The sequence below is a fragment of the Ferrovibrio terrae genome, assembly GCF_943372915.1.
Taxonomy (GTDB): domain Bacteria; phylum Pseudomonadota; class Alphaproteobacteria; order Ferrovibrionales; family Ferrovibrionaceae; genus Ferrovibrio; species Ferrovibrio terrae_A.
Window position 1 is genome coordinate 71,839 of the sequence record NZ_CALSAN010000003.1, and the last position, 21,551, is coordinate 93,389.

At 64.8% G+C, this 21,551-nt stretch carries 21 protein-coding genes; 8 read left to right on the plus strand and 13 right to left on the minus strand.

Annotated features, from left to right (window positions below):
• Positions 1–136: 136 nt before the first annotated feature.
• Genes cynS through AAG821_RS03085 form a run of 4 tightly spaced genes read right to left on the minus strand, consistent with a single transcriptional unit; the run spans position 137 to position 3,738 of the window.
• The gene (gene cynS / locus AAG821_RS03070; RefSeq protein WP_341894236.1) at positions 137–586 is read right to left on the minus strand and encodes a cyanase; all 450 of its coding nucleotides are present in this window, start codon (positions 584–586) and stop codon (positions 137–139) included.
• Positions 587–626: 40 nt separating this feature from the next.
• Positions 627–1,478, minus strand: a complete 852-nt coding sequence (locus AAG821_RS03075) for an ABC transporter ATP-binding protein (RefSeq protein WP_341910313.1) — start codon at positions 1,476–1,478, stop codon at positions 627–629.
• 4 nt (positions 1,479–1,482) lie between these two features.
• Positions 1,483–2,322, minus strand: a complete 840-nt coding sequence (ntrB, locus tag AAG821_RS03080; RefSeq protein WP_341910312.1) for a nitrate ABC transporter permease — start codon at positions 2,320–2,322, stop codon at positions 1,483–1,485.
• A 24-nt stretch (positions 2,323–2,346) separates the two neighbouring features.
• Entirely contained in the window at positions 2,347–3,738 is a 1,392-nt protein-coding gene (locus AAG821_RS03085; protein ID WP_341910311.1) for a CmpA/NrtA family ABC transporter substrate-binding protein, read from the minus strand.
• A gap of 189 nt (positions 3,739–3,927) precedes the next feature.
• On the opposite strand from AAG821_RS03085, the gene AAG821_RS03090 reads away from it, so the two are divergent.
• The 3 genes from AAG821_RS03090 (at position 3,928) to AAG821_RS03100 (ending at position 7,204) form a co-directional block, all read left to right on the plus strand.
• Complete coding sequence (locus tag AAG821_RS03090; protein ID WP_341910310.1) at positions 3,928–5,856, plus strand: sigma 54-interacting transcriptional regulator; 1,929 nt, start codon at positions 3,928–3,930, stop codon at positions 5,854–5,856.
• Positions 5,857–5,984: 128 nt separating this feature from the next.
• Positions 5,985–6,230, plus strand: coding sequence for an AbrB/MazE/SpoVT family DNA-binding domain-containing protein (locus AAG821_RS03095; RefSeq protein ID WP_341910309.1), 246 nt, complete (start codon positions 5,985–5,987; stop codon positions 6,228–6,230).
• 164 nt (positions 6,231–6,394) lie between these two features.
• On the plus strand, positions 6,395–7,204 hold the full coding sequence (locus AAG821_RS03100) for a MipA/OmpV family protein (RefSeq protein WP_341910308.1): 810 nt from the start codon (positions 6,395–6,397) through the stop codon (positions 7,202–7,204).
• Between the two features lie 132 nt (positions 7,205–7,336).
• Here AAG821_RS03100 and AAG821_RS03105 read toward each other — a convergent pair whose 3' ends face one another.
• A complete protein-coding gene (locus AAG821_RS03105) occupies positions 7,337–8,533 on the minus strand; it encodes a M20 aminoacylase family protein (protein WP_341910307.1) in 1,197 nt (398 codons plus the stop codon).
• Between the two features lie 149 nt (positions 8,534–8,682).
• On the opposite strand from AAG821_RS03105, the gene AAG821_RS03110 reads away from it, so the two are divergent.
• Positions 8,683–9,966 carry an MFS transporter gene (locus AAG821_RS03110; RefSeq protein ID WP_341910306.1) on the plus strand — a complete coding sequence of 428 codons (1,284 nt, stop codon included), beginning with the start codon at positions 8,683–8,685 and terminating at the stop codon, positions 9,964–9,966.
• A gap of 60 nt (positions 9,967–10,026) precedes the next feature.
• Here AAG821_RS03110 and AAG821_RS03115 read toward each other — a convergent pair whose 3' ends face one another.
• From AAG821_RS03115 to AAG821_RS03130, 4 genes are all read right to left on the minus strand, one after another.
• Positions 10,027–10,857, minus strand: coding sequence for a DUF4886 domain-containing protein (locus AAG821_RS03115; RefSeq protein WP_341910305.1), 831 nt, complete (start codon positions 10,855–10,857; stop codon positions 10,027–10,029).
• Positions 10,858–10,952: 95 nt separating this feature from the next.
• Positions 10,953–12,329: an MATE family efflux transporter gene (locus AAG821_RS03120; RefSeq protein WP_341910304.1), complete on the minus strand. Its 1,377-nt coding sequence runs from the start codon at positions 12,327–12,329 to the stop codon at positions 10,953–10,955.
• 41 nt (positions 12,330–12,370) lie between these two features.
• A complete protein-coding gene (locus tag AAG821_RS03125) occupies positions 12,371–12,595 on the minus strand; it encodes a hypothetical protein (protein WP_341910303.1) in 225 nt (74 codons plus the stop codon).
• Between the two features lie 8 nt (positions 12,596–12,603).
• Positions 12,604–13,671 (minus strand): class I SAM-dependent methyltransferase, encoded by a 1,068-nt coding sequence (locus AAG821_RS03130; RefSeq protein ID WP_341910302.1) that lies wholly within the window; start codon positions 13,669–13,671, stop codon positions 12,604–12,606.
• Positions 13,672–13,795: 124 nt separating this feature from the next.
• Here AAG821_RS03130 and AAG821_RS03135 point away from each other — a divergent pair, with 124 nt between their 5' ends.
• Both AAG821_RS03135 and AAG821_RS03140 read left to right on the plus strand, forming a co-directional pair.
• Positions 13,796–14,815 (plus strand): helix-turn-helix domain-containing protein, encoded by a 1,020-nt coding sequence (locus AAG821_RS03135; protein WP_341910301.1) that lies wholly within the window; start codon positions 13,796–13,798, stop codon positions 14,813–14,815.
• Positions 14,816–14,886: 71 nt separating this feature from the next.
• Positions 14,887–15,921 carry a methionine synthase gene (locus tag AAG821_RS03140; RefSeq protein ID WP_341910300.1) on the plus strand — a complete coding sequence of 345 codons (1,035 nt, stop codon included), beginning with the start codon at positions 14,887–14,889 and terminating at the stop codon, positions 15,919–15,921.
• Between the two features lie 8 nt (positions 15,922–15,929).
• Here AAG821_RS03140 and AAG821_RS03145 read toward each other — a convergent pair whose 3' ends face one another.
• The 3 genes from AAG821_RS03145 to AAG821_RS03155 form a co-directional block, all read right to left on the minus strand.
• Entirely contained in the window at positions 15,930–17,252 is a 1,323-nt protein-coding gene (locus tag AAG821_RS03145) for an Hsp70 family protein (protein ID WP_341910299.1), read from the minus strand.
• Positions 17,253–17,361: 109 nt separating this feature from the next.
• Positions 17,362–17,853, minus strand: a complete 492-nt coding sequence (locus tag AAG821_RS03150; protein WP_341910298.1) for a hypothetical protein — start codon at positions 17,851–17,853, stop codon at positions 17,362–17,364.
• 3 nt (positions 17,854–17,856) lie between these two features.
• Positions 17,857–18,672 carry a MipA/OmpV family protein gene (locus AAG821_RS03155; RefSeq protein WP_341910297.1) on the minus strand — a complete coding sequence of 272 codons (816 nt, stop codon included), beginning with the start codon at positions 18,670–18,672 and terminating at the stop codon, positions 17,857–17,859.
• A gap of 165 nt (positions 18,673–18,837) precedes the next feature.
• Here AAG821_RS03155 and AAG821_RS03160 point away from each other — a divergent pair, with 165 nt between their 5' ends.
• Together AAG821_RS03160 and AAG821_RS03165 are read left to right on the plus strand one after the other, a co-directional pair.
• Positions 18,838–19,596 carry a response regulator gene (locus AAG821_RS03160; protein ID WP_341910296.1) on the plus strand — a complete coding sequence of 253 codons (759 nt, stop codon included), beginning with the start codon at positions 18,838–18,840 and terminating at the stop codon, positions 19,594–19,596.
• Positions 19,597–19,606: 10 nt separating this feature from the next.
• On the plus strand, positions 19,607–21,034 hold the full coding sequence (locus tag AAG821_RS03165; RefSeq protein WP_341910295.1) for an ATP-binding protein: 1,428 nt from the start codon (positions 19,607–19,609) through the stop codon (positions 21,032–21,034).
• Here the strand turns inward: AAG821_RS03165 and AAG821_RS03170 are convergent.
• Positions 21,031–21,441 (minus strand): DUF2177 family protein, encoded by a 411-nt coding sequence (locus tag AAG821_RS03170; RefSeq protein WP_341910294.1) that lies wholly within the window; start codon positions 21,439–21,441, stop codon positions 21,031–21,033. The two genes, AAG821_RS03165 and AAG821_RS03170, sit on opposite strands and share 4 nt — an antisense overlap.
• Positions 21,442–21,551 lie beyond the last annotated feature (110 nt).

Below are 21,551 nucleotides of genomic sequence, written 5' to 3' on the forward strand. Positions count from 1 at the left end.
AGCATGATCTGTGCCAAGAGCACGTTTACGGGGATGGCGCGACAGCTTCTACGCGGCAAGCGTGCAGCGTCGGCCATGAAAAAGCGGGATGCCGCATCACGACATCCCGCTTTGCCTCGCGCCGGTGCGGCGACGATCAGTAGCGTTTGTATTCGAGATACTTGCCGGTCATCACGATCTTGACGCGATCGCCCTTGGGATCAGGCAGGCGTTCCATCGTCATGTTGAAATCGATCGCCGACATGATGCCGTCGCCGAACTCTTCATGGATCAGCTCTTTCCAGGTGGTGCCATAGACCTGCACCAGCTCGTAGAAGCGATAGACGGTCGGATCGGTCGGCGGACCCGGCGGCAGCGAGCCGCGATAGGGAATCTCGCAGAGCAGCTTTTCTTCCATCTTGCCCAGACCCAGCAGCTTGGCGGCCTTGGCGGCCTGCGCCGGCTCCAGCTTCATCTGGCCGAGCAAAGCGGCAGTGATCAGGATATGCGACTCTTTCGGGTCGATCTTCTTGGCGATCGCCTTCCAGGTCAGGCCTTTCAGGCGTTTCGCATCGCAAATCTTTTCGGTAACGGCTTCGCGCTTCACGGGGTCATCTCCTCTTTTCTGGCCTGTGCTTTCTGGTTGGTTATTCCGCAGCCGCGCCCACGCCGGTGGCGCGGACCTGTGGCGGCCGTTTGGCATCCCAGCCTGCCGGCGGGGTGAAGTTCTTCGACCGCCGCACCAGGAAATCGAGCAGGTGGTTGCGCATCGGGTAGTAATCGGCGAGCTGGTGCAGGGTTTCGCGCGTGCGCGTCCTGGGCAGGGTGTTGACCAGGATTTCAGCGATCCGCGCGCCCGGGCCGTTGGTCATCAGCACGATGCGGTCGGCCAGCAGGATGGCCTCGTCCACATCATGGGTGATCATGAAGACGGTGAGATTGGTGGTGGCGCGGATGCGCAGCACCTCGTCCTGTAATGTACCGCGCGTCAGGGCATCGAGCGCCGAGAAGGGCTCGTCCATCAGCAGGGTTTTCGGTTCGATGCTGAGCGCACGCGCAATGCCGACGCGCTGCTTCATGCCGCCAGACAGCTGTGCGGGCTTCTTGTCCTCGGCGCCGGTCAGGTTGACCATGGCGATGTATTTGCGTGCATGTTCGGCAGCCTGGAACCTGCTCCATTTCGGCCAGCGCGACTGCACGGCGAACATCACGTTATCCAGCACGGTCATCCACGGCATCAGGGCATGGCCCTGGAAGACGACGGCGCGGTCCAGGCTCGGCCCTTCGATGGCGGTGCCATCGAAGATGATGCCGCCTTCGCTGGCGTGATCCAGCCCGGCCATGATGTTGAGCACCGTGGTCTTGCCGCAGCCGGAATGGCCGATCACGCAGACGAATTCGCCCTTATCCATGCCGAACCACAGATCCTCGAACACCGCCTTGTCGGTACCGGGGAACTGGCGCTTGAGCGCTTCGACGGAAATGAAATGCTGGCCCATGCGACTACTCGGTGAAGGTGACGAGACGCGTGAGGAAACCGAGCAGCTGGTCGAGCAGCATGCCGATCACGCCGATGAACAGGATGGCGTTGATCACATTGGCAATCGACAGGTTGTTCCACTCGTTCCACACGAAGTAGCCGATGCCGGTGCCGCCCACCAGCATCTCGGCTGCCACGATCACCAGCCAGGCAATCGAGATCGAGATGCGCATGCCGGTCAGGATCGTCGGCGCTGCCGCCGGTAGGATGACGCGGAAAATCTTTCTGAGCGTGCCGACTTCCAGCGTGCGCGCGACATTGAGCCATTCGCGCCGCACATTCGCGACTGCAAAGGCGGTGTTGGTCAGCATCGGCCAGACCGAGCAGATGAAGATGACGAAGATCGACGAGATCGCGCTGTCCTTGATGGTGTAGAGCGCCAGCGGCATCCAGGCCAGCGGCGAGACCGGCCGCATCACCTGGATGAACGGATCGAGCGCCTGGCGGAACAGCGGCGACAGGCCGATCAGGAAACCGAGCGGCACGGCGACGATCACCGCAAGCCCGAAGCCCAGCGCGACACGGCCGATCGAATAGGCCAACTGGATGCCGATGCCCTGGTCGTTCGGTCCCTTGATGTAGAAGGGATCGGCCAGATGGCCCCAGAGAATCTTCGCCACATCCAGCGGCCCCGGCATCGCCGATTTGCCCTGCGTCGCCGTCAGGCCCATCAGCTTGGCGTATTCCGGGTCCATCGCCTGCGTCTGGCCAACACCCGAGGTGGCGATATGCCAGGCCGCAAGCAGGGTGACCAGCAGGGCCACCGAAACCACGGCAGCACGCAGGCGGAACGACATCTTCATCGACTGGACTCCGAAGCGCCGGCTTTAGACGCGCTTGATCTTGAACGAGTTGACATATTCGGCCGGCTTGGACGGGTCGAACACCTTGCCCATCACCGAGAAGGTCTTGTACGGGCTGCTCGGCGGTGTGAGGCCGACATCCTGCATCAGCTTCTGGGTGTCGGTGGCGAGGAACACCTGCTCGGCCACCTTCTGGTAATCGATATCGCCCTTGAGCTGGCCCCAGCGCTTCATCTGCGTGAGAATCCAGATGCCGAAGCTCTGCCAGGGGAAAGGCGCGAAATCGATGCGGTCGGGGGCGCGCTTCACATTGCCCAGGCCATCGGCGTAGGTGCCGGTCAGCACCTGTTCCACCACCGTCACCGGCTGGTTGAGATAGGCGGCCGGTGCGATGGCCTCGGCAATCTGTTTGCGGTTCTCCGCCTTGGTCGCATAGGCGGTGGCTTCGATGATGGCACGCAGCAGGGCGCGGTAGGTGTTGGGCTGGGTGGTGACAAATTCCTGGCTGGCGGCAAAGGCGCAGCAGGGATGGCCGTCCCAGATTTCCTTCGACAGGATATGGATGAAGCCCACCCCGTCGTAGACCGCACGCTGGTTGACCGGATCGGGCGCCAGGAAGCCGTCGATATTGTCGGCGCGCAGATTGGCCACCATTTCCGGCGGCGGCACGGCGCGGATCTGCACATCGGTATCCGGGTCTAGGCCGTGTTCGGCCAGGTAGTAGCGCAGCAGATAGTTGTGCATCGAATAGTCGAAGGGCACCGCAAGCTTGAAGCCCTTCCACGACTTCGGATCGCGCTTGTCCTTGTGCTTCATCGCCAGCGTGATCGCCTGGCCGTTGATGTTTTCCACCGCCGGCATTGTGTAGGGGATCGGGTTCGACCCGGTGCCCGTGGTGATCGCCAGCGGCATCGGCGACAGCATATGGGCGGCGTCATATTCCTTGTTGATGGTCTTGTCGCGGATCACCGCCCAGCCGGCCGTCTTGATCACTTCGACATTCAGGCCGTGCTTGGAATAGAAGCCCATCGGATGCGCCATGATGATCGGCGTGGCGCAGGTGATGGCGATGAAGCCGACCTTGAGATCCTTCTTTTCCAGCGGGCCCTTGTCCTGCGCAAACACCTCGCGCGCGGTGGCCAGCGGGAAGAACTGCTCGATGGCGGCCAGCAGGGTGCCGGCACCGATGGTGTGCAGCACGCGGCGGCGCGTCATGTCATCGGGAATCAGGGCGCGGACCACGGCCTGGTCGACCGCATTGGTCAGGCGCTTTTCGGAATCGGCGGCGGTCTGCAGCTGCTGGTCGCGCTGCAGCAGGGCCAGCTCGGCATTGTGATGGGCCAGGGATTTATGGGCGCCGCAGGGGCAGGCGGACAGATCGGCTGTGGAATCGAATGGATTCTTGAACAACGACATCGTCGGTATCTCCCCCTGAATGGCTGCCTGGCTTCAGAGGGAGCAAGGAGTATGCCAGCGCTGTCGGCATTCGCCGCGGGGCCCCAGGGCTCAGTAAATCCGGCATAAACCCGAAATGATGCGCTCAAAGCGTCATTACGATATTTCGTAGTATACGAGACTTCGTAGTATGAATTACAATTCTTCGTAATGACCACCCTTGCCACCGCATCCGTCGCCCCCGAGGCCATCGACCCCGTTTTCGAGGGCGCGCCGCAGGCCATGCTGGTGATCGATCCGGCCAGTGACCGGGTGCTGGATGCCAATCCCGCCGCCTGCCGGCTGTTCGGCTATGATCGCGCCGCGCTCTGTGCGACCCGGGTCACCGACCTGCATCCGGACCAGCGCCCGGCGCTGATCGTGTTCAGCCAGGCGGTGCTGTTGAAAGGCCGCTACTGGACGCGCGCCTTGAGCCCCCGGCATGCCAGCGGGCGCGAACTGAAAGTCGAATATGTCGGCGCGCCCTTCGGCAGTGACGGAAGACTGCTGCTCACCGCTACCGACCTGGACGAACTGCGCCGCCGCAATGTCGATTCAGAGGCCGACTTCTATGTGCGCGGCGGCATCGCCGAATGGCAGCGCGTCGAGCGTTTCTTCCGCGATATCGAGCGCGAGAACCAGCTGATCCTCTCCGCCGCCGGCGAAGGCATCTACGGCGTGAATGCCGAGGGCAAGACCACCTTTGTCAATCCCGCTGCCGAACGCATGCTGGGCTGGAGCGCCGACGAGCTGGTCGGCCAGGACATCCATTCGATGGTGCATCACAGTCATGCCGACGGCTCGCACTATCCCGGCCATGACTGCCCGATCTACGGCGCCTTCCGCGACGGCCAGATTCACACCGTGGCCAACGAGGTGTTCTGGCGCAAGGACGGCACGGCCTTCTGGGTCGAATACACCTCGACGCCGATCCGCGACCGTGGCGCCGTGGTCGGCGCCGTCGTTGTCTTCCGCGATGTCAGCCTGAAGCGCGAGGCGGATGAAAAACTGCATGCGGCACTGGAGGAGGTGGAATCGCTGCGCCAGAAACTGGAGCTGGAGAACGCTTATCTGCAGGAGGAAATCCGCGCCGAAAGCAATCATCGCGGCATCATCGGTACTTCGGCAGCGATCCAGAGCGTGCTGCGCCAGGTCGAACTCGTCGCGCCTACCGATGCCACCGTACTGGTGACCGGTGAAAGCGGCACCGGCAAGGAGCTGATTGCACGTGCCATCCACGAAGCCAGCAAACGCAGCGACCGCCCGCTGATCCGCGTCAACTGCGCCGCCATCCCGCGCGAGCTGTTCGAGAGCGAATTCTTCGGCCATGTGAAGGGCGCCTTCACCGGCGCCCTGCGCGATCGTATCGGTCGCTTCGAGCTGGCCGATGGCGGCACGCTTTTTCTGGATGAAGTGGGGGAGATTCCACTCGAGCTGCAGGGCAAGCTGCTGCGCGTGCTGCAAGAGGGCCAGTTCGAGCGCGTGGGCGAGGAACGCACCCGCAATGTCGATGTGCGCGTGATCGCCGCCACCAACCGCGATCTGAAGGCCGAGGTGCGGCGTGGCCGCTTCCGCGAGGACCTGTATTTCCGCCTCAACGTGGTGCCGATCGAATCCGTGCCGCTGCGCGAGCGCCGCGCTGACCTGCCGCTGCTGGCAGCGCATTTCCTGCGCGGCGCCAGCCGCAAGCTGAAAACCGACGGCCTGCGCCTGAGCGAGGGCGACATGCGGCGGCTGTCGACCTATGACTGGCCGGGCAATGTGCGCGAGCTGGAGAATATGATCGAGCGCGCCGCGATCCTGGCGCGCGACGGCCGCCTGCGGATCGAACTGCCGGATGCAACGACGCCGCCGGCGAAACCTGCAACACCCGCCCAGGACATCACAGCACCGGCGCTGCTGACCGATGCCGACCGGCGCAGCCGCGACCGCGCCAATATCCAGGCCGCCCTGCACAGCTGCGGAGGCCGGGTTTTCGGCCCGAACGGCGCCGCCGCCCTGCTGGGGGTGAAGCCAACCACGCTGGCCTCGCGGATCAAGGTGCTGGGGATCAGCAAATCCGCCGCAGATCCCACCGTTGCCGAAACAGCAGGCAGCTAGCCCGCTTTCTGGGCATCGCTCCGCGCACGGCTGAGCTGGCACTCCCGGCCCCTTGTCTGCCAGCCGGTTTCGGCGCTTCACTGGCCGCCTTCCCGGACGCACTCCCCTTATCTTTTTGCGAGGCGATCATGGCGACCCATCTGAAACTGGACAAGAAAGGCAGGCTCGACCTGCCGCAGGACATGCGCGACGCCCATCATTGGCACGCCGGCACCGAATTCACCGTCGAGGACCGGCCCGAGGGCCTGCTGCTGCGCCCCCTGAGTGATCCGGCGAAAACCCTGAAACGCCAGTCTGCCGCCCATGCCGGCAGCGGCTGCGACCGCATGCTGGCCGCGGCCATGCGCGACCGCTACGCCAAACTGGGTCACTAAGTCCTTCTGCTGCCTGAAATATTGTGTTTTGGCGTCGCCGTGACCGCAGTCACGGCGGCCACGGTCCATTGCTGCCAAGATACAGCCGCAATTGACCGTCATGACTATTCCTTGGATATCGATGTCGATCCCGGTCGTTTGTGATCAAAGGTCACCATAGAGCTATGCGCCGTTTTCTGCTCACTGCCGCCCTGTTCGCCTGCACCGCCGTTCTGGCGGTGTCGGCGGCGCATGCGCAGACGGCGGCGACGAAACCGGCCGAGACAAAGCCGGCCGAGCAGCCCCTGCGGCTCACCATCGGCGGCGGTGCGATGTACGCACCGAGCTATCTCGGCTCCGATGATTACGACGTCGATCCGATTCCGCTGTTCGACCTGCGCTACGCCGACCGCGTTTTCCTTTCCACCCGCGATGGCCTCGGCGCCAACCTGATGGAGTCTGGTTCGAACTGGAAAGCCGGCCCGGTGGTGAAATACCGCATGGGCCGCGACCAGGATGATGACAGCGCCCTGCGTGGCCTGGGCGACATCGACCCGGCCGGTGAGGCCGGCGGCTATGTGCATTACGACCTGCGGCCCTTCACCATCGGCACCGAAATCCGGCATGGCTTTGGCGGCCATGACGCCGTGATCGGCGATGCCTTCGTCAACTGGAGCACCAAGCTGAGCGACAGCCTGATGCTGACGGTCGGCCCGAAGGTGACGATGGCGAGCAAGGATTTCACGCAGACTTATTTCGGCATCACGCCCGGCCAGGCCACGCGCAGCGGTTATCGCGCCTATAATCCCGATGGCGCCTTCATGAGCTATGGCCTTGGCGCCAGCTTGCGCTACAAGCTGACCGACCAGCTGTCGCTGGGCGGTTTCGCCGGTATCGATCGCATCGTCGGCGATGCCGCAGACAGCCCGCTGGTCGATCAGGCCGGCTCGCCGACGCAGGGGCGACTTGGCGTCACACTCGGCTTCGGCTGGTAAAAAAGCCGTCACCCTCGGGCTTGTCCCGAGGGTCCATTCCAACCATCCGCGTATCGGAACGCACAGATGGGCCCTCGGAATAAATCCGAGGGCGACGATCTATGAGAGCGCAATCTTACTCATGCGCAAATCCTACCGCGCGTCGCCCAGCTCCACCCCCACCAGATTCACCCAGTAGGCGGCACCGGTCAGGATGATCTGATCGTTGAAGTCGTAATGCGGCGTATGCACCGAATGGCAGGAGCCATCGGCGATGCTGCCGCCATTGCCGATCAGGATATAGGCGCCGGGCTTCTTCTCCAGCATGAAGGCGAAATCCTCGGCACCCGTCAGCGGCTCGACATCGCCATCGGTACGCGCCTCGCCAACGGTGAGGGCCGCCGCCTTCAGCGCCAGCTGGGTCTGCTCGGCCGCGTTGCGCAGCGGCGGATAACGGCGCAGGTAATCATACTCCACCGTGCAGCTATGCGCCGCCGCGATGCCGCGCGCGATCTCGCCCAGCCGGCGGTCCAGAAGGTTGCGGTCATCCGGCGTGTAGCTACGCGCGGTGCCGCGCACGATCACTTCGGATGGAATCACATTGGCGGCGCCATACTGGCCGGCGGCGATATGCCCGACGCTGACCACGGCGGCATGCTGCGGATTCACATTGCGGCCGATGATGCTCTGCGTCGCGGTGACAAACGCCGCCGCCGGCTGCGTCGGGTCGGTGCCGAGATAGGGCATGGCGCCATGGCCGCCGGTGCCGCGGAACACGGCTGTCCAGGTGTCCGACGCTGCCATCATCGGGCCGGGCCGGATGGCGAAATCACCGGTCTTCAGGCCGGGCATGTTGTGCATGCCATAGACTGCATCGCAGGGAAATTTCTCGAACAGGCCGTCCTCGATCATCACCCGCGCGCCGCCCTCGCCCTCTTCGGCGGGCTGGAAGATGAAATGCAGCGTGCCGGCGAAATCGGGATCGCGCGCCAGATGCTTGGCGGCGCCGAGCAGCATTGTCGTGTGGCCGTCATGGCCGCAGGCATGCATCTTGCCCTGATGCACCGAGGTGTAATCGAAGGTGTTCTTTTCCTGCATGTTCAGCGCGTCCATGTCGGCGCGCAAAGCAATCGTGCGCTGGCCCGGACGCTTGCCCTTCAGCGTGCCGACCACGCCGGTCTTGCCCAGGCCGCGATGAATCGGGATGCCCCATTCGGTCAGCTTCGCCGCCACCACATCGGCGGTGCGGTTTTCCTCGAAGGCGGTTTCGGGATGCTGGTGGATGTCGTGGCGGATCGCGGTCAGTTCATCGCGATACTTTTCCATATCCTTCAGGATATCCTTGCTCATGCGAGCCTCTTTTGCGTCAGGGGTTTGTGTTACCTCAGCATTCCGGCGCCGGGCTGGCAAGATGTAGGGGTACATTTCCCCCTCTGGACTTGTGCAAATCCGCCCCTATCATCGCCGACACCCGAGACAAGAACGAACAGAGCCCCGTCATGGCCACCGACACCGCCTCCCCTGCCGCTTCCCGCCATTCTTTCCATCATCCCTCGCTCAGCCAGTGGCAGAGCATCTCGATCCTGGCCGGCGCTGCCATCATGCTCTCGCTCGCCATGGGCATGCGGCAGAGCCTGGGCCTGTTCATGCAGCCGGTGACAAAAGACATCGGCATTTCAGCCGCCGACTTTGCGTTTGCCCTGGCCATCCAGAATATCGTCTGGGGCGTGTCGCAGCCCTTTGCCGGCGCGCTGGTCGATAAATTCGGCACCCGCTTCATCGCCTTCTTCGGCGGCCTGCTCTATGCCGGCGCGCTGATCCTCACCGCCTATGCCTCGGCCGCCTGGATGGTGACGCTGGGTTCGGGCCTGATGATCGGCGTGGCGCTGGCCTGCACCACCTCGGGTATCGCCGCCAAGATCGCCGCCAAAGTGGTGCGGCCCGAACGCCGCAGCCTGGCCTTCGGCCTGGTCTCTGCCGCCGGCTCGATCGGCACCTTCTTCTGCGCGCCGCTGGCACAGAGCGTGATCCAGACGAGCGGCTGGCAGATGGCGATGTTTGCCTTTGTCGCCCTCGCCGCCGCCATGCTGCCCGCCGCGCTGATGGGCGGCAAAGCAGACAAGGTTCCCGTGGATGCCATGCCCGGCGCCGCCGAAACCATGCGCAGCACCCTGGCCGAGGCGCGCCGCCATGGCGGCTATATCGTGATGGCCGCCGCCTTCTTCGTCTGCGGCCTGCAGCTGGTGTTCCTCACCACACATCTGCCCACCTTCCTGGCCGATTGCGGCGCCGACCCGATGCTGAGCGCGCAGGCGCTGGCGGTGATTGGCGCCTTCAACGTGTTTGGCAGCTGGCTGTTCGGCTGGCTGGGCGACCGTTATCACAAGCCGATGCTGCTGGGCCTGATCTACCTGATCCGCTCGGCTGCCATCGCGGTCTATTTCATGATGCCGGTGAGCCAGTTCAGCACACTGGTGTTTGCCGCCGTCATGGGCACGCTGTGGCTTGGCGTGATCCCGCTGGTCAACGGGCTGGTGGCGCAGATCTTCGGCATCCGCTATCTCGCCACGCTGACCGGCATCGCCTTCTTCAGCCACCAGGTCGGCAGCTTCCTCGGCGCCTGGGCCGGCGGTGTGATCTATGACGCGCTCGGCTCCTACACGCTGGCCTGGCAGCTGGCCGCCGGCATCGGTGCCGCCGCCGGCGTGATGCAGCTGTTCATGAACACGCGGCCGACCGAACGCGTGCTGGCGGCGCAGCGCGCCGCGGTCGCGGCAGAATAAGCAGCCCAAAAGCAAACGGCGGCGGAGTCCCCTCCGCCGCCGCCAATGCTTCAGACGCCGTCAGCGCGCCAGATACTGCTGTACGGTATCCTGCGCCACCTTCTGCAGATGCGCCGCCGTATCGGCGCCCAGCCCGGCATCGTATTTCAGCCCGACCGGCGACTTGCCGAACAGCGTGGCATAAGTGGTTGCCGCGGCAAGGTATGTCCCTGCCAGGCTGGGATGCCGCTTGTCGGCAACATAGAGATTCAGATCGGGCTTTTGCTTGATCGAATTCGCAAAGGCCAGGCCAGCCGGAATCACCAGCGCGTTGTTGGCATTGGCCGCTACCGTATAGGCCTCGGCCAGCTGCTGCGTCATCTCCGGCTTGTCCTGATAGGCCCAGGACATGAAGAAGACCGGCTTGCCGCCGTTCTTGCGCACGGTGTCGCTGTGCTTCTTGGTATATTCGGTGAAGCTCTTGCTTAAGGTCGGATGCACCGGGCACTGGCTGCAATCCATCATCACGGCGACTTCAAACAGCTTGTCGGTCGGCGGATTGAACACCACCTCGTTGTCGCCGACGAAGGAATACTTGCCGATCCCGGCCGGCCGGAAATACGACCCGACATCATGCCAGTCGAGGCCCGAGCCGCTGATCGTCACCGAGGAGGCGCGGTGTTTGAAATCGCGCATGCCCTCGCGCAGCATGAGCGCGATATGCCCGTGCATGCTGTTGTTGTAGTAGAAAAAGCTGTTGCCGATATAGATCACCGATGCAGGCGGCGTGCCGCCCAGGTCTTTCACCGCCGGGCGGGTCTGCGCCCAGCCGGCGGTCGCCGTGACCGACAGCAGCAAGGCCGTCGCAATAGCCAGCTTCACGAATCTGGGTGTGGTGTGCCGCAGGGACATGGATATTTCCTCCAGTTGTTTTTGTATCTCGGGCGGCGCGAGTCTAATGCGCCCGGCAACGGGAGGCAAATCCACGCCCTGCGGGTGTGGCGCCGCTAGCGGCGGGCAAGCAATCGCGCCAGCGTCAGCACGGTGGTGAGGCAAGCGCCGGTGACGAGGCCGATCCACAGGCCGGTCACACCCAGCGCCTGGATTTCGCAGAGATAAATGCCGACAGGCGCACCGATGCCCCAGTAGGCGATCAGCATATAGACCATGGGCGCCCGGGTATCCTTGCGCCCGCGCAGCAGGCCCGAGGCCGCCAGCCCTGGATAGGCGGCAAACTCCAGCAGCCCGAGCAGCAGCAGCAGCCCGACCGCAACCTGGATTGCCGCGATACCCGCCGCGCTGGTGTCGAAAAACCATGTCGCCAGCGGCTGGGCGCCCAGCGCCAGCAGCAGGCACAAGATTGTGCCGCCGGTGCAGGACAGGATCAGGCTGCTGGTGACAACGGCCTGGGCCGCGCGCGCATCGCCCAGGCTGTCTGCCCGCGCCATGCGAACCATCGCTGCCTGCAGCATGGCTGCAGATCCGGCATAGACAATCCCCGCCATCCGCAGGGTCAGCGTATGCGCGGCCACATCGGCAGCACCGAGCGTCGCGGCATAGAGGGTCACCGCCAGGAAGATACCGGTTTCGGTGGCCGTGGTGATCCCGATGGGAATACCGACCCGCAGCACGGCCATCAGGCCGCGCCAGTCGATATCTGCCACCAGCGATGCGGCCGGCGCAACGCGGCGCGCCGTGACGACCAGCGCCGCCAGGCTGGCCACTGCGACCAGCAGGGTGGAGATGCCGGCACCGGTGGGGCCGAAGGCGGGAATCGGCCCCGCACCCATCATCAGCACGTAGTTGCCGGCCGCATTCAGCGGCAGCATCACCAGCGTGACTTTGAGAAAGACCTTCGGCTTCTCTGCCGCCGTGAGGATGGTGCGATAGAGCATGACGCCTAGCATCGGCAGCAGGGTGAGCGCCATGGCGCGCGTGTAGCCCTGACCCAGCGCGAGCAAGGCGGGATCAAGGCCAAAGAGCCGCAGCCAGGCGGGTGCGAACCAGACGGCCGGTACGGCCAGCGCCGCCAGCAGGGCGACCATGACCCAGCCGATCCGTTCGAGCCGCTGCCGATCCGCTGCATCCGCCCGCGCGGCCGCCGCGGCATAGAACGGCGCAATGCCGCCGAGCGTGCCGGCACAGAGGTAGAAAAGGATCGAGTAGAGATCGCTGCCCACCGCCACCGCTGCCAGCGCATCGGTGCCGAACAGAATCGACACCATCAGCGTGTCGGTCACGCTCATGCCCATGTTGACCAGTGCGATCAGCATGATCGGTATGGCCAGCCGCAGCAGCGCGCCGCCTTCCTTCAGGCGCAGGCGCCAGGCGGTATCGGTTGCCGGGCCGAATCCGGCCGCAGCATCGGTATGTGCCATCGACATCGAATGATTCCTCTATGGCCGCCCGCGGGCGGCACTCTCTGTCACAGGTCGCGCAGGCGCCGTTCCGCGACCCAGAAGGGCAGCGAAGCTTCGTAGGTTGCGGCAACCGGATCGATCCCCGCATCCCGCAGGGTGCGATGATCGATCCGCGCCAGAGCCTGGCGGGCCCGGATTCTCCGGTGTTGCACGCGCAGGGCCTCCAGCAGTCGCGTCAGCCAGGGCGTGTGGCGGTCCTCGGCGCGCCGGCCGAGAACCGCCAATGCCATCGCCCGCATCAGAGCCGCGCTTCGAGGATCAGGTTGAACGGCGTGGCGGTGGCGCGGCGGAACTGCGAGAAGCCGTTGGCCTTGGCCAGCTCGGCCAGCCGCCCCTCGCCGGCCTGGGCCCCCAGCACATGGCTGCCGTTTTCCGAGATCGCATGCGCACAGCACAGCGCAGTTGAGCCGGCGTAATACATGCGGCCGATCGGGTTGAGGTTGTCTTCCACCTTGTCATTGGCAAAAGGCTCGACCAGCATCAGCGTGCCATCCTTGGCCAGCGCCTTGGCCGCCTGCTGCAGCGCGCGATCGGGATGGCCCATGTCATGCAGCGCATCGAAGAAGCAGATGAGGTCGAAGCCGGTTTCCGGATAGGCGCCGGCCTGCGCCACGTCGAACTGCACCCGGTCGGCCACGCCGGCCTTTTTCGCATTCTCGCGCGCCGTGGCAATCGAGCCGGCATGAGTATCGAAGCCCCAGAAGCGTGCATGCGGAAAAGCCTTGGCCATGATGATGGCGGAGTGGCCGTGGCCGCAGCCGATATCGGCAACCCGGGCGCCCTTTTCGAGTTTGGGCACAACGCCCTCCAGCGCCGGCAGCCAGTCCGGCACCAGATGCGCGGCATAGCCGTTGCGGAAGAACGCCGCGACGCCGCAATAGAGACGCTCATGGTGGTCGCCCCAGGCGACGCCCTTGCCGGTGCGGAAGGCCTCGATGGTCTTGGCTTCGTCATGCCACAGTGAGGCGGCGACCTCCCAGGCATTCGGCACGAAGACCGGGCTGGTATCGTCGGCCAGCAGCAGCGTCTGTTCGGGCGTGAGTTCGTAGGTCTGCGTGGCCGGGTGATAGGCCACATAGTTGCCGGCGGCGTTGCAGTTCAGCCATTCGCGCACATAGCGTTCGGCGCAACCGGCGCGCTTGGCCAGGTCGGCCGAGCTGATCGGGCCCTGACCCGCCATCGCCTTGTAGAGGCCCAGCTTGTGGCCGATGCTGATCATCACGCCGCCGTTACTGGCCGACATGTCACCGACCGCCATGCCGACCAGGGCATGCAGCTTGTCTTCGTTAATCGCAATCGCGTTCATGGACGATCTCACCTGTATCTGCTGCCCGGGGGGAGTGGGCGGCCGGCACAATGGCGATTGTCAGGGCCAAGCGTGAGAGCGTAACTTGTCAATCCCGGTTCTCTTGTGCCATTGAGGCGCCAGAATGAAGCCTCGATCCACCCATGTCAGCCTGATCGCCATCCCCGAAGCCTCGGCCTCGGTGCTGTTTGGCATGTATGACCTGATGAATGCCTTCCCGCAGATGCAGGACATCATTCCCGGCCTGCCCAAGATCACGCCGTTTCAGGTGGAGGTGGTGGGCGAGGCCGCCGGCGCGCTGGTGGTGGCCGGCGGCACGCCGATCCAGGTGCATCGCGGCTTTCGCGACGTCGACCATACCGACATCATCATCGTGCCGGCCCTGGTGATGCAGACCTGGAAAACCGGGCGCTATGGCGGCCTGGTGGATTGGCTGGCGCGGCAGCATGATGCGGGCGCCACGCTTTGCTCGGCCTGTTCGGGGATTTTCCTGATCGCCGAAACCGGCCTGCTGGATGGCCAGCGCAGCACCGTGCACTGGTCCTACGGCCCGCATTTCCGCAGCATCTTCCCCAAGGTGCCGGTGTTTCCCGAGCAGACGCTGACCATCGCGGGCGAGCGGCAGCAGTTCGTCTCCTGCGGCGCATCAATGTCATGGCATGATCTCGCGCTCTATCTGGTGACGCGGCACAATGGCGAAGCGGCGGCGCGCGCCGTGGCAAAGTTCTACGCGCTGCAATGGCATCGCGACGGCCTGCAGCCCTTCATCACCTTCGAGGGCCGCCGCGACCACGGTGATGCCGCGATCCTGGAGGCGCAGAACTGGCTGGCAACGCATTACTCGGTGGCCGATCCGGTCGAGCAGGTGGTGCGCCAGTCCAGCCTGGCCGAACGCACCTTTAAGCGCCGCTTCACCAAGGCGACCGGCCTGGCACCGCTGGCCTATGTGCAGCAACTGCGCATCGAGGAGGCCAAGCGCCGGCTGGAGGTGACCCGCGATGCGGCCGATGAGATCGGCTGGCAGGTGGGCTATGAAGACCCGGCCTTTTTCCGCCGCCTGTTCAAGCGCGTGACCGGCCTGTCGCCGGGCAGCTACCGCCGCCAGTTCCAGATTCCCGCCTATGCTGCAGCGCCCGCCGACTGACCGGCCGGACCATTTCTGAACCTGAGTCGGGCCATGCTATGGTGCTGCCCCGAATCGGGAGGAGCAAGACAATGTCCGCAGCCCATCTGTTTCCCACCGCCGTCGCCGGCAGCCTGCCGAAACCCGCCTGGCTGGCCGAGACGCACAAGCTGTGGCCGCAATGGAAGGCGGAGGGCAAAGGCCTCGAAGACGCCAAGCGCGACGCGACGCTGCTGTGGCTCAAGCTGCAGGAAGATGCCGGCCTCGATATCGTTGGCGACGGCGAGATGTCGCGCCAGCATTTCGTGCATGGCTTTGTCGAGAACATCGCCGGCATCGACCGCCAGAACAAGGTGGAGATGGGCATCCGCGACAACCGCTACAAGGCGATGGTGCCGCGCGTGGTGGGCAAGCTGGAACAGAAGAGCCGCGCACATCCCTGGGAGGGCGCTTTCTGCCGCACCCATACCAAGCGCAAGCTGAAATTCACCCTGCCCGGCCCGATGACCATCATCGACACCATTGCCGACGAGTATTACGGCGACCGCATCAAGATGGCGATGGCCTTTGCCGACCTGCTGAATGCCGAGGCGAAAGCGCTGCAGGCCGAAGGCGTGGATATCATCCAGTTCGACGAGCCGGCCTTCAACGCCTATACCAAACAGGCCGGCGAATGGGGCATCGAGGCACTGCATCGCGCCATCGACGGCCTGACCTGCAAGACCGCCGTGCATATCTGCTACGGCTATGGCATCAAGGCCAATATCGACTGGAAAGCCAGCCTGGGCGAAGAATGGCGCCAGTATGAGGATTTCTTCCCGGCACTGGCGAAAAGCAAAATCGACCAGGTGTCGCTCGAATGCATCAACAGCCGGGTGCCGCCGCATCTGATGGCGCTGCTGGACGGCAAGGAGGTGATGGTCGGCGTGATCGATGTCGCCACCGACGCCATCGAGACGCCGGAGCAGATCGTTGCCACGATCAGGACCGCGCTCCAGTATGTGCCGAAGAACAAGCTGATCCCCTGCAGCAACTGCGGCCTGGCGCCGCTGGATACTGCGGTGGCCGCCGCCAAGCTGGAGGCGCTGGGCAAGGGCGCCAAGCTGGCGCGCGAACAGTTCAGCTAGGTCGGGCCTTAAGCCGCCGGGATCTCCACTCCGGCCAGCCACTGCGCCGGGTCGGCCTCCAGGCCGATCAGGGCCAGCCCTGAGGCAATCGACTGCAGCTGGTCGCCGGTGGCCAGACGCTCCGCGCCGAAGCGGGATTCGAACAGCGCGCGCAGGGCCGGCACGAAGGACGAGCCGCCGGTCATGAACACCTGGTCGACGGCAGCCGGCGTCAGCCCCGAGACCGCGAAGACCTGATCCAGCGCTGCATCGATCTGCGAAAGCTCGGGCGAGATCCAGCGTTCGAAATCCCGGCGCCGCACGGTCTCGCGGATCTCGATGCCTTCCATGGCAAAGCGCAGCACGGTCTGCTCGGCCGAAGACAGCGCGGTCTTGGCATCCGAAACCGCGCGATAGAGGCCGAAGCCGAGATCCATCTCGACCACGGTGATGAAATCCTCCAGGGCAGCCGGATCGACGGCGGCTTTCGCCAGCGCGCGCAGCTCGGCCAGCACCTTGGGCGATTTCAGCATGGCGAGCTGGTGCCATTGCGCGAACTGCGCGTAATGCTGGCCGGGGATCGGCAGCGTCTTGCCGTCGTTGCGATAGCTGCCGCCCTTGCCCAGGCGCGGCGCCACCACGTTGTCGATGATGCGGAAATCGAAGGCATCGCCGGCAACGCCGACGCCGGAATGGCCGAGCGGTTCGGCGCTGATACCCTGCGCTGTCTTGCGAAAGCGCATCAGCGAGAAATCGCTGGTGCCGCCGCCGAAATCGGCCACCAGGATGGTGGCGTCCTGTTGCAGCCGGCGGGCAAAGAAAAACGCCGCGCCAACCGGCTCGAAGGCATAACGCATGGCGGGGAAACCGGCGCGCGCGTAGGACGCATCCATGCGGGCCAGCGCCAGTGCTGGATCGGGCGCGGCACCGACAAAGCGCACCGGGCGGCCGGCGATGACCGGCAGGCTGGCCATATCCTGCAGCGCGGCACCGGCATGGCGGCGCAGCAGCGTGAGAAAACCGCTCAGGATGTCTTCATAGGAAAAGCGCTTGCCGAAAATCTGCGTCGAGGTGAACAGCGGACTGGCGGCGAAGGATTTAAATGACTGGATGAAGCGATGCTCATGCGGCGTGGCAAGGAACTGCTCGATGGCCCAGGGCCCGGCCGAGGTTTCGATATGGCGCGGATTGCCCGGCACATCCTCGTAGCACAGCGCCGAACGGAAGATCTCATGCACCACATCGGCATGGGAAAAGCGCACCGGCGTGACCGTGCCATCGGCGCCGGCGATGGCGACGACCGTGTTGGTGGTGCCGAAATCGACACCGATGGCGCGCTGCACTGAGGCCATGGCGGGGAGGGTTTTATCCGGGGTGGCTTTGAAGGGCGCCCCTTATAGGCGGTCAGGGCCCAGGGCTCAAGCACCAATACCCGGATTGTCATGGCCTGGCTTACTCCGCCTAGCGTTCCTGCAGCAGGCTGTAGCGGTGGGCCAGCGCGCCCATATGGCGCAGCTCGGCATGCACATAGGGCCAGAGCACGATGAGGAAACCTACGCTGACCACATCCAGCATCAGGACACCGAGATCATAGGCACTGAGCGGATGCGCCATGGTGGCGACGATGCGGAACAGCGCCATGCCGCCGCTGCCGGCGACGAAGATCACCACGCCGAGCAGATGCAGGCGATAGCTGGTGACGACCAGGATCGCCACCGCGATGCCGAGCTGCAGGCCGGCCAGCATGATGTCTTCTTCCAGATGGATCGAACTCAGCACCGTGGCCAGGCAGGAGCAGAGATAGAGCGCGATCGCCAGCACGTTGACGATATACCAGAAGGGCGAGAGCCGGCGGCCCAGCACCGAGACCAGCACGCCCGCCATCAGGCTGCTCAGCACCACGGCCCAGTTTGCCCAGTACCACGGCGCAATCATGGACCATGGCTCGCTCATGGCTCAGAACCTGTAGCTGAGCATCAGGCCAGTGCTGAACTGGTCGGCCGAGCCCTTGCCATCGACCAGCGGGCTGTCGGCCGCATCGCCGAGCAGGCGCTTGTAGCCGAGCCGGCCGGTGATGCCCCAGTTCTCCGTCAGGCTGTAATCCAGATCGAGCGACAGGCCGACATCCTTGATGCCGCCTTCGGCGGTATACTGCCGCAGGCCGCTGCGCCGCGCCTGTGCCGCGGTGATGCCGAAGAAGGTCTGCGTGTAATTGTCATCCGCCCAGGTGGTGTAGAGTTCGGTGCGGGCGCGCAGCTTGGGGCCGAAGCTGTGCATGTAGCCGCCGCTGGCTTTCGCCGTCAGGCCGTCATGGGCATCGGTGACATCGCGGAAAACCGTGAGGCCGGTGGACCACGGGCCGGTGCGATAGGTGATGAAGGCGCCGACTTCGGCGCCGGCATCGATATCGCCGAGGCCACGCAGCGCGTCGTTGTCGCCTTCGTCGCGGCCCATCTGGTAGCGCAGCAGCGGACCGATCTGCAGCTTGTCGCCCTCGCGCGGCCCCTGCAGCGTGAAGAGATTGGCCCCCAGCATGGGGCCGCGCAGGAAGACCAGATCCTTGTAGCTGACCATGAGCAGCGGGATCGGCGAGACTTCGTAATCGTCGCTGCCTTCGTAATCGGGCTGATAGGACGCCCCGGCGCCGAGGCGGATATCCCAGTCCTTCTTGGCCGGCTTTTCCGGCTGCTGCTGGGCCGGCTGCTGCTGGGCGGTGGCGGCCAGCGGCAGGGCGAAAAGGGCGGCGGCGACCAGGACGACAGTGCTTTTCATCGGGAGAGCGCTCTTTTTCTTGAATCCGGGGGTTGGTATGGCCGGCACCTTAGCCGGGCCGGGGGCCTAACGGGTGTCTGCCCCGTATCGATATGTTTCAGAATGTTGCTGGGGCAATGCCAGGCCGCAGCCGGCTGCTATACTGGCCGCATCCCGGAGAGACACGTGAATACCCCTGCCGCCACACACGTTCTGATCGTCGACGACGACCACCGCATCCGCGCCATGCTGGCGCGGTTCCTGACCGACCATGGCCTGAAGGTGAGCCAGGCCAGCGACGGCCGCGAGATGTTCAGCCTGTGCGAGGCCGCCCGCATCGACGTGATCGTGCTGGATATCATGATGCCGGGCGAGGATGGCCTGTCGCTGTGCCGGCGCATGCGGGCGCAGAGCGCGGTGCCGATCATCCTGCTGACCGCGATGACCGGCGATACCGACCGCATCATCGGCCTGGAGATCGGCGCCGACGATTATGTGGTGAAGCCGTTCAACCCGCGCGAGCTGCTGGCGCGCATCCGCGCGGTGACACGGCGGCTCAGCGCCGCCAGCATCAATGCCGATACCGGCACCGCCGCCCAGCGCGCCATGGCGACAGCCTATGAATTCGGCGGCTGGCAGCTGAATGCCAGCCGGCGCACGCTGACCTCGCCGGCCGGCGCGCTGACCGACCTGACCAGCGGCGAATTCGACCTGCTGCTGGCCTTCCTGGAGCATCCGCAGCGCGTGCTGACCCGCGACCAGCTGCTGGACCTGGCGCATGGCCGCATGAGCCAGGCCTATGACCGCAGCATCGATGTGCAGATCAGCCGCCTGCGCCGCAAGATCGAAGCCAATCCGCAGGATCCGGCCTTCATCAAGACGATCCGCAACGAAGGCTATTTCTTCACCGCGACGGTGACGCTGACGCGGGATGCCGCAGCATGAGGCTGGCCGCGTGAGGATTCCGCTGTGGTCGCGCCTGCGGCTGGCGCCGCGCATCGGGCTGGTCATCATTTGCGGCCTGCTGGCGGTGAAGGCGGTCGACAAGCTGTTGCCGCTGGTGATCCGCCCGCCCGAGATCATGTTCTTCGATCATGCCTGGTTGCTCGCCAACCTGCAGGAGATTCACAGCCGCAGCCTCGCCGTACCGGCGGCCGAGCGGCAAACCATGCTGGAGACCCTGCCGGTGCGGCAGTGGCTCGACATCACATCGCTGACTGCGCAGCCGGATTTCCATCATCTTCCGGAAGCTGCCATCTTTGAAAGCCTGCGCCTGCAGATCGCCGGCACGCTTGGCTTGCCGCAGCAGGATGTGCTGCTGAAGGCGGACGATCCCGATGATCCCGAATATTCACCGCGGCCGCTGGTGATCATCCTGCCGCCACTGCCGACGGTGATGCAGGACGTTCTGGATGATACCAAGCTCAACAATCTGCTGAGCAGCGACCTGCGCATCGCCTTCCGCATCGGGCCGGAAGAGTGGCTGCTGATCATGCCAAAGAGCGACGGGCAGGAAATGGCGCGCATAATCCGCAATGTGGTGCTGCCGATCCTCGCCGTGGCGATGATCGCGCTGCTGTCAGTGTGGGTGGCGCGCGGCATCGTCAAGCCGCTGGACGACCTGGCGGCGGCGGCGGAGAAACTGGGACGCGACCGCGAGCTCAGCCTAGTGCGCGATTTTAACGCGCCGGAGCTGCAGGCGATCGGCAGCTCCTTCAACAGCATGCAGCTGCGGCTGAAGCGCTTCGTCGATGACCGCCTGCAGATGATCGCCGCGATCAGCCACGACCTGCGCACGCCGCTGACCCGCCTGCGGCTGTTCGCCGAATACCTGCCCGACCAGGACCAGAAGCGCCAGGTGCTGTCTGACATCAACGACATGGAAGCGATGATGAGCGCGACGCTGACCTTTGCCAGCAATCAGCTGAAAGACGAGCCGCGCAGCGCCATCGATCTCGCCGCCATGCTGATCAGCCTGTGCGACACCGCCGCCGATGCCGGCTGCGCGGTGATCTATGAGGGGCCGGACCATGCCGACCTGCCCTGCCAGCCCATCGCCATCCGCCGCGCCTTCGCCAACCTGATCGACAATGGCTGCAAGTTCGGCGACGCCGTGCGGGTCAGCCTGCGCAATGATGCAGATGCGATTGTCGTCACCGTCGCCGATGACGGCCCCGGCATTCCCGCCGACCAGGTGGAAACCGCCTTCCGGCCATTCACGCGGCTGGAGACCTCGCGTAACCGCGACACCGGCGGCACCGGGCTGGGGCTGACCATCGCGCGCGATGTGATCCTGGCCCATCGCGGCGGCATTGAACTCTCGGCCGCGGCGCCATCAGGCCTGCTGGTGACCGTCACGCTGCCGCGGCAGGGTCGCGCCTAGCTGCCCCACCGTTGCCCGGCCCAGATGCCGATGCCGGCCGCTGCTGCCGTGAGCAGCGCCCCCCAGGCCATGTCGATCACGGTGACGATCACTGGCCAGTCCCTGATGGAAGCCTGGTTGGTGAGATCGTAGGTGCCATAGGCGACCAGGCCGAAGGCAGCACCGAACAGCGCCGCCGTCAGCGGCGACCAGCCCTCGCTCAGCGCCGGGCGCAACACGAACAGCATCACGCCGGCGGCATAGAGCAGGTAGAAAGCGATCGCAGCCCACCAGACCGGCATCTCGTTGAGCAGCGCACCGAGCCTGGGCCGGTAGAGCAGCTTGGTTGCCGTGCTGAGCCAGACCGCATCGAGCACAGCGAGCACGGCCAGCATGGCGGCGGTGGCGACGACAAGGGACTTGGTCATACAGGGCCTCGATGGCAGCGGAACAGGATGCTGCCATGATGTAGGCCGGAATCGCCGGGGGAAAGGGCCGGACCACCAACGAAAAGGCCTGGGATACCTCCCGGGCCTGT

Coding starts and splice junctions, on each gene's coding strand:
- AAG821_RS03075 (WP_341910313.1), bottom strand. CDS start 1,478: ATGGGCCAGCATTTCATTTCCGTCGAAGCGCTCAAGCGCCAGTTCCCC.
- ntrB (WP_341910312.1), bottom strand. CDS start 2,322: ATGAAGATGTCGTTCCGCCTGCGTGCTGCCGTGGTTTCGGTGGCCCTG.
- AAG821_RS03085 (WP_341910311.1), bottom strand. CDS start 3,738: ATGTCGTTGTTCAAGAATCCATTCGATTCCACAGCCGATCTGTCCGCC.
- AAG821_RS03090 (WP_341910310.1), top strand. CDS start 3,928: ATGACCACCCTTGCCACCGCATCCGTCGCCCCCGAGGCCATCGACCCC.
- AAG821_RS03095 (WP_341910309.1), top strand. CDS start 5,985: ATGGCGACCCATCTGAAACTGGACAAGAAAGGCAGGCTCGACCTGCCG.
- AAG821_RS03100 (WP_341910308.1), top strand. CDS start 6,395: ATGCGCCGTTTTCTGCTCACTGCCGCCCTGTTCGCCTGCACCGCCGTT.
- AAG821_RS03105 (WP_341910307.1), bottom strand. CDS start 8,533: ATGAGCAAGGATATCCTGAAGGATATGGAAAAGTATCGCGATGAACTG.
- AAG821_RS03110 (WP_341910306.1), top strand. CDS start 8,683: ATGGCCACCGACACCGCCTCCCCTGCCGCTTCCCGCCATTCTTTCCAT.
- AAG821_RS03115 (WP_341910305.1), bottom strand. CDS start 10,857: ATGTCCCTGCGGCACACCACACCCAGATTCGTGAAGCTGGCTATTGCG.
- AAG821_RS03120 (WP_341910304.1), bottom strand. CDS start 12,329: ATGTCGATGGCACATACCGATGCTGCGGCCGGATTCGGCCCGGCAACC.
- AAG821_RS03125 (WP_341910303.1), bottom strand. CDS start 12,595: ATGGCATTGGCGGTTCTCGGCCGGCGCGCCGAGGACCGCCACACGCCC.
- AAG821_RS03130 (WP_341910302.1), bottom strand. CDS start 13,671: ATGAACGCGATTGCGATTAACGAAGACAAGCTGCATGCCCTGGTCGGC.
- AAG821_RS03135 (WP_341910301.1), top strand. CDS start 13,796: ATGAAGCCTCGATCCACCCATGTCAGCCTGATCGCCATCCCCGAAGCC.
- AAG821_RS03140 (WP_341910300.1), top strand. CDS start 14,887: ATGTCCGCAGCCCATCTGTTTCCCACCGCCGTCGCCGGCAGCCTGCCG.
- AAG821_RS03145 (WP_341910299.1), bottom strand. CDS start 17,252: ATGGCCTCAGTGCAGCGCGCCATCGGTGTCGATTTCGGCACCACCAAC.
- AAG821_RS03150 (WP_341910298.1), bottom strand. CDS start 17,853: ATGAGCGAGCCATGGTCCATGATTGCGCCGTGGTACTGGGCAAACTGG.
- AAG821_RS03155 (WP_341910297.1), bottom strand. CDS start 18,672: ATGAAAAGCACTGTCGTCCTGGTCGCCGCCGCCCTTTTCGCCCTGCCG.
- AAG821_RS03170 (WP_341910294.1), bottom strand. CDS start 21,441: ATGACCAAGTCCCTTGTCGTCGCCACCGCCGCCATGCTGGCCGTGCTC.